The sequence below is a fragment of the Amycolatopsis sp. genome, assembly GCF_035276945.1.
Taxonomy (GTDB): domain Bacteria; phylum Actinomycetota; class Actinomycetes; order Mycobacteriales; family Pseudonocardiaceae; genus Amycolatopsis_E.
The window spans coordinates 1-5,201 of the sequence record NZ_DATELF010000148.1 but is presented as its reverse complement, the minus strand read 5'-3'; the positions used below and the strand labels follow the sequence as shown (position 1 = coordinate 5,201).

The 5,201-nt window shown below is 71.4% G+C and carries 7 protein-coding genes; 1 reads left to right on the top strand and 6 read right to left on the bottom strand.

Annotated features, from left to right (window positions below; translation table 11 throughout):
* From VJT49_RS26130 to rimP, 4 genes are all read right to left on the bottom strand, one after another.
* Window positions 1-355: translation initiation factor IF-2 N-terminal domain-containing protein (locus VJT49_RS26130; RefSeq protein ID WP_324167575.1), on the bottom strand; the 355-nt coding region annotated here is incomplete at its 3' end.
* 89 nt (window positions 356-444) lie between these two features.
* Complete coding sequence (locus tag VJT49_RS26125) at window positions 445-807, bottom strand: YlxR family protein (RefSeq protein ID WP_324167574.1); 363 nt, start codon at window positions 805-807, stop codon at window positions 445-447.
* A gap of 23 nt (window positions 808-830) precedes the next feature.
* Complete coding sequence (gene nusA / locus VJT49_RS26120; protein ID WP_324167573.1) at window positions 831-1,847, bottom strand: transcription termination factor NusA; 1,017 nt, start codon at window positions 1,845-1,847, stop codon at window positions 831-833.
* The gene (gene rimP, locus VJT49_RS26115; protein ID WP_324167572.1) at window positions 1,844-2,362 is read right to left on the bottom strand and encodes a ribosome maturation factor RimP; all 519 of its coding nucleotides are present in this window, start codon (window positions 2,360-2,362) and stop codon (window positions 1,844-1,846) included. Before rimP ends, nusA begins: the two co-directional genes overlap by 4 nt.
* Window positions 2,363-2,555: 193 nt before the next feature.
* Here rimP and VJT49_RS26110 point away from each other — a divergent pair, with 193 nt between their 5' ends.
* Window positions 2,556-3,467 (top strand): ferritin-like domain-containing protein, encoded by a 912-nt coding sequence (locus VJT49_RS26110; RefSeq protein ID WP_324167571.1) that lies wholly within the window; start codon window positions 2,556-2,558, stop codon window positions 3,465-3,467.
* Here VJT49_RS26110 and VJT49_RS26105 read toward each other — a convergent pair.
* Both VJT49_RS26105 and VJT49_RS26100 read right to left on the bottom strand, forming a co-directional pair.
* On the bottom strand, window positions 3,455-4,084 hold the full coding sequence (locus tag VJT49_RS26105; protein ID WP_324167570.1) for a hypothetical protein: 630 nt from the start codon (window positions 4,082-4,084) through the stop codon (window positions 3,455-3,457). The two genes, VJT49_RS26110 and VJT49_RS26105, sit on opposite strands and share 13 nt — an antisense overlap.
* Window positions 4,078-5,142 (bottom strand): aminotransferase class V-fold PLP-dependent enzyme, encoded by a 1,065-nt coding sequence (locus VJT49_RS26100; RefSeq protein ID WP_324167569.1) that lies wholly within the window; start codon window positions 5,140-5,142, stop codon window positions 4,078-4,080. Before VJT49_RS26100 ends, VJT49_RS26105 begins: the two co-directional genes overlap by 7 nt.
* Window positions 5,143-5,201 lie beyond the last annotated feature (59 nt).

The following is a 5,201-nucleotide window of genomic DNA, read 5'->3' as shown; positions in this document are numbered from 1 at the left end:
CCTCCTGCGGGCGCGGCGGCTGCGGGGCCGGGCGCGGGCCCGGCCGTGGGCCGGGCATGGGGGGACGCGGCCTGTGCTGGCCCGCGTCCGAAGGCTTGGAGGGCGCCGGGACGGCACCGTTGCCCGACGGCGTCGAGCCAGGTCCTGGCACCGGTTTGCGGCCACCACCGGACCGCCCACCGGACCTGCCGTCCTTGGCGGAGAAAGCGTCACGCAGCCGGCGGGCCACCGGGGCCTCGACGGTGGATGACGCGGATTTCACGAACTCGCCCTGCTCCTTGAGTTTGGCGAGAACTTCCTTGCTCGTAACACCGAGCTCCTTAGCGAGCTCGTGTACTCGGGCCTTACCTGCCACTGCTCTCCTCAACTGGTGAGGCCAGGCGGTAAGTACCCGCTGACCTCGTCCTATCGTCGCGCGTTCATGGCTTCAGCTTCACGGCTGACTCATGACGGGTCGACCTGCTTCCTTCGTTCCGGCTGGGCAGGGGAAGGTCCCCCACCCATCGTTCTCGCGGCGGCCGCGTCAAGCTGCTGTCGCAGACCCGCGCCGTCGAGTGTTCCAGAGATACGTAACGCTCTGGGAAACGCCCGCCGCCGCTCGGCCCTGGCCAGGCAACCCGGATCCGGATGCAACCAAGCACCCCGGCCCGGCAGCCGTCGACGCTCGTCGACGACCAGCCACCCGCCCATCGCGACCACTCGCAGCAACTCGCCGGCCGAAGCCCGCTTCCGGCATCCCACGCACGTCCGGATCGGGGTTTCCCCGTCCCCGGCACGCGCGTCACCCGGACGCGACCTTCCAGCCATGTTCCAGTTTAGCTCGTGGCCCCTCACTCAGCCGAACCGGTTGCTGCCGCGCGAGGTTCGGCTGCCGAAGCCGCATCGCTGCGGATGTCGATCCGCCACCCGGTGAGGCGGGCGGCGAGCCGGGCGTTCTGGCCTTCCTTGCCGATGGCGAGCGAAAGCTGGAAGTCCGGCACCACGACACGGGCCGTCTTCGCGCGTTCGTCGACCACCTGTACGGAAACAACCTTCGCGGGAGACAGGGCATTCCCGACGAACCTCGCCGAGTCCTCGGAGTAGTCGATGATGTCGATCTTCTCCCCGGCCAGCTCGCTCATCACGTTCCGCACGCGCGCCCCGACCGGTCCGATGCAGGCGCCCTTGGCGTTGACGCCGGGCACCGTGGACCGCACGGCGATCTTGGACCGGTGCCCGGCCTCACGGGCCACCGCCGCGATCTCCACGGTGCCGTCGGCGATCTCCGGGACCTCCAGCGCGAACAGCTTGCGCACCAGGTTCGGGTGCGTCCGCGAGAGGGTGATCTGCGGGCCGCGGCTGCCCCGCGACACGCCGACCACGTAGGCCTTGATCCGGCTGCCGTGCTGGTAGGACTCGCCGGGCACCTGCTCGGCGGCGGGCAGCACGCCCTCGGTGTCGCCGACCTGGACCACGACCATGCCGCGGGCGTTGGCCCGGGCGTCGCGCTGGATCACGCCCGCCACGATTTCGCCCTCCTTGGCGGAAAACTCGCCGTAGGTGCGCTCGTGCTCGGCGTCGCGCAGCCGCTGCAGGATCACCTGGCGGGCGGTGGTGGCCGCGATCCGGCCGAAACCCTCCGGGGTGTCGTCCCACTCCTCTTCGACCTCACCGGTCTCGCCCAGCTTGTACGCCAGCACGCGCACGTACCCGGTCTTGCGGTCGATGTCGATCTTGGCGTGCGGCTCGTGGCCCTCGGTGTGCTTGTAGGCGGTCAGCAGGGCGGTTTCGATTGCCGCGATCACGGTTTCGAAGGGGATGTCCTTGTCCCGCTCGATCGCACGCAGCGCCGCGATGTCCACGTTCACCTGGGTTCCTCCTCCGGTGCGGCCGCGTCTTCTTCGAGCAGCTTCAGGTCCTCGGCCGGTGGCTGCCGGAACTCGATCTCGATCACGGCCCTGGCCACGTCGGCGTAGCGGACCGCACGGATCCGGCCGTCCACCAGTACCCGGACCGAGTCCTCGCCCACGTGGCCGATCCGGCCCACGAACCCGGCGCCTTCGTGCGGATTTACGCGGACCAGCCGGTAGCGCGCCCGCCGCCAGTGTCTCGGCAGGGTCAGCGGCCGGTCCACGCCCGGCGAGCTCACTTCGAGCGTGTAGGCGCCCGCGATCAAGTGGTCGTGCCGGTCCAGGACGGCGGACACCACCCGGCTGATTTCGGCTACCTCGTCGAGCCCGACGCCCTCGTCCGAGTCGACGACGACCTTGACCAGCTTCCGGCGGCCGGCCTGCTGCACGTCGAGGGCGTCGAGGTCGAAACCCGCGCCGGCGACGGCCTCGGCCACTACGGGCTCCAGCCGGCCGGCGAGTTCTCCAGGCACCTTGGCGCTCTCCTGTATGTGTTCAACGGTCAGTGATGGTCAAGCTTATCTTGTCCGCGGCCACCTGCTGAGTCGTGACCAGCGCACGCGTCACCCGGGCGGGGCTCTGCCTTGTGGGAGTGCGACCCTCGCACCCCTCCCTGGGCTCCTCCGCTCATCGCCGGGCGCCCGGCGGCTGGCAGGATGGCTCGACGTGACGCCTCGTACCCGCCGTGACGTACTACGGGCGAGCGCGCTGGCCGCGCTGGCCGTCCCGCTCGCCGCGTGCCAGAGCGGCTACTCCGACGAGCCCGACCCCCTGGCGCCACTTGCCGAACAGGCCCGGGCGGACGCGGACGCGGCGAGGGCGGTTTCCGGCGACCTGGCCCAGCAGGTGGCGGCCGCGCGCACCGCGCACGCCCAGGCGATCCAGGCCGAGGTCGACCGGCTGAACCGCCCCAAGTCCGCCGTGCGGGCCACCACCCCGGCCGAGACCGGGATGGCCGGGCTCAGGCAGCGGCTGGCGACGGCACGCAAGCAGGCCGAGAACCTGGTGGCCACCCTGCCGCGGTACCGGGCGGGGCTCGCCGCCGCGGTCGCCGCGGGATGTGCCGGGCTGCAGCAGGTCTCCGACCAACTCGGGCCGGGCGAGGACCCCGGCACGGCCGCCACGGCCGCCTCACGCGTGCCGGACGAGGCGATCGAGCCGCTGCAGAAGGCGCTGGCCGCCGAACACGCGGCGGTCTGGGTGTATTCCCTGGTGAGCGCCTTCCTGCCGAGTAACTTCGACATCGGGGTCAGCGACGGGTCCGCCGAACACCAGGGCCGGCGGGACGTGTGCGTGCGGATGCTCACCGCCGCGGGCGCGACACCGGACGCGCCCGAACCGGCGTACCTCACCCCGAAGCCGGTCACCGACGCGGCGTCGGCCAAAACCGTCGTCGCGGCCGCGGAAGCCGACGCGGCGGCGGCCTGGCGGGGCGTGCTCGAACGTACCGACGACGCCGGACTGCGGCTCATCGCGTTGCGCGCGTTGCTGGGTTCCGCGCGGCGTGGCACCAGATGGCGCCAAGCGGCCGGCGAGTCCCCGGCCGCCGTCGCGATGCCGGGCGCTCAGCCCAGCTGACCGGCCAGGTCCAGGGCTTCGGCGTTGACTCGCTCGAGCACGGCGTCATCGTTGTGCTGATCGAAGAACTCGGACAGCACGATGGTGACCTGAGTGCCGTTCACCCGTGATCGGTACTTGCCGTCGGAGAGCTTCTTCGGCGCTCCCGGGACGTGCGCGGTGCCGTCCTTGACCAGGTCGTTGACGTTGCCCGTGCCGTCCTTGTCGGCGAGCATCTTGAGCTGCTTCGCCAGGTCCGGGTCGTTGTTGGTGACGACCGCGACGGACACCAGCACCCGCGAGTTGCCGTAAGCCGTGTTGTAGAGCGCACGCGCCAGCCGCTGGCAGGGATGGTCGTTGAACCACTTCTTGACCTCGCCGGTCGAGTTGGTCGCGCAGTTCGTCGACACCACCGGTCCCTCCGCCATGGCGAAGGCGAACTCCTTGGCCGGCGCCTGCGCGACCGGGGCGGGCGTGGTCGAATCGTGCCTGATCAGCCACCAGAACACGCCGGAGGCCACCGCCACCACGACCAGGCCGAGAGCCTTGAGGACGTAACCCGTACGCTTCGGGTTCGCCGAAATCCGGGGCAGCGGCGCGGTCCCGCCACCGCCCGGAGAGTATTGGGCACCTAGCACGGGCGACCACGGTACTGAACGGGCTGTCCCAATGCGGACAGAACCCGCTCTACGTCACCAAGAGTGTTGTAGAGATGGAATCCGAGCCTGGCCTTTCCGGCACGCGCGCTCGCGCTGATCCCGGCCGCGGCCAGGTGCCCGGGATCGGCTTCCACGGAGACGATCGCGGTTCCCCGGGCGGGGAGGCCGAGCCCGGCGAGCAGCGCGTCGGCAAGCTTGACGCAGTGGGCCCTGACCTCGGCCAGGTCCAGGGAAGCCAGGTACGGCAAGGCCACCGAGGCGCCCACCTGAGCCAGCCAAACCGGCGACAGGTCGTACCTGCGCGCTCCGCCGGCAAGCCGTAGCGGCATTCCGTACAAGGTCTGCCAAGGGTCCTCTCCCGCGTACCACCCGGCCGCGACCGGCGCGCCCCGGTCCAGGACGCGGGGATGCACGGCGAGCCAGGCCGAGCCGCGCGGCGACAGCAGCCACTTGTAGCCCGCGGCGACCACCCAGTCCGCCCAGTCCAGCCGCAGCGGCATCCACCCGGCGGCCTGGGACACGTCGAGCGCGACCGGAACCCCGGCGGCCTCCGCGGCGGCGCGCAGGGCGTCGAGGCCGACCGTCGCACCGTTCGCCGACTGGACGACGCTGACCACCACGAGGTCGTGTCCCGGCACGGCGGCCGGTAACCCGGCGAGGTCGACCTCGGTCACCGTGACGCCCCGATGTCCCTGCGCCGCGAACGGGAACGTGGTGCTGGTGAACTCCCCGCTCACGGCCAGCACCTTCGCCCCGTCCGGCAACCCGGCCGCCACCACGGCCAGCAGTTGCGAGACCGACGCGCCGATCGCGACTCGGGAGGCGGGCACGCCGATCAGGCCCGCGAACCCCTGCCGGGACAGCGCCACCGCCTCGTCGAAGTCCCCCGGTTTGTCGCCCCCGCGCTGCCACCTGCCCACCGCGTCGGCGACCGCGTGCGCCACGTGCGCCGGCGGGATGCCGACGCTCGGAGTGTTCAGGTAACCGTCCGGCACCGCGAATTCGCCGCTTCCCCAAACCCGTTCGTCGATCGTCATCAGTCGAGCCTAGGAGCCGGGGAGGGCGCGGAGCGAGCCGATTTTCCGGTGTCGTCCGG

Coding starts and splice junctions, on each gene's coding strand:
- VJT49_RS26125 (WP_324167574.1), bottom strand. CDS start 807: ATGGCTGGAAGGTCGCGTCCGGGTGACGCGCGTGCCGGGGACGGGGAA.
- VJT49_RS26100 (WP_324167569.1), bottom strand. CDS start 5,142: ATGACGATCGACGAACGGGTTTGGGGAAGCGGCGAATTCGCGGTGCCG.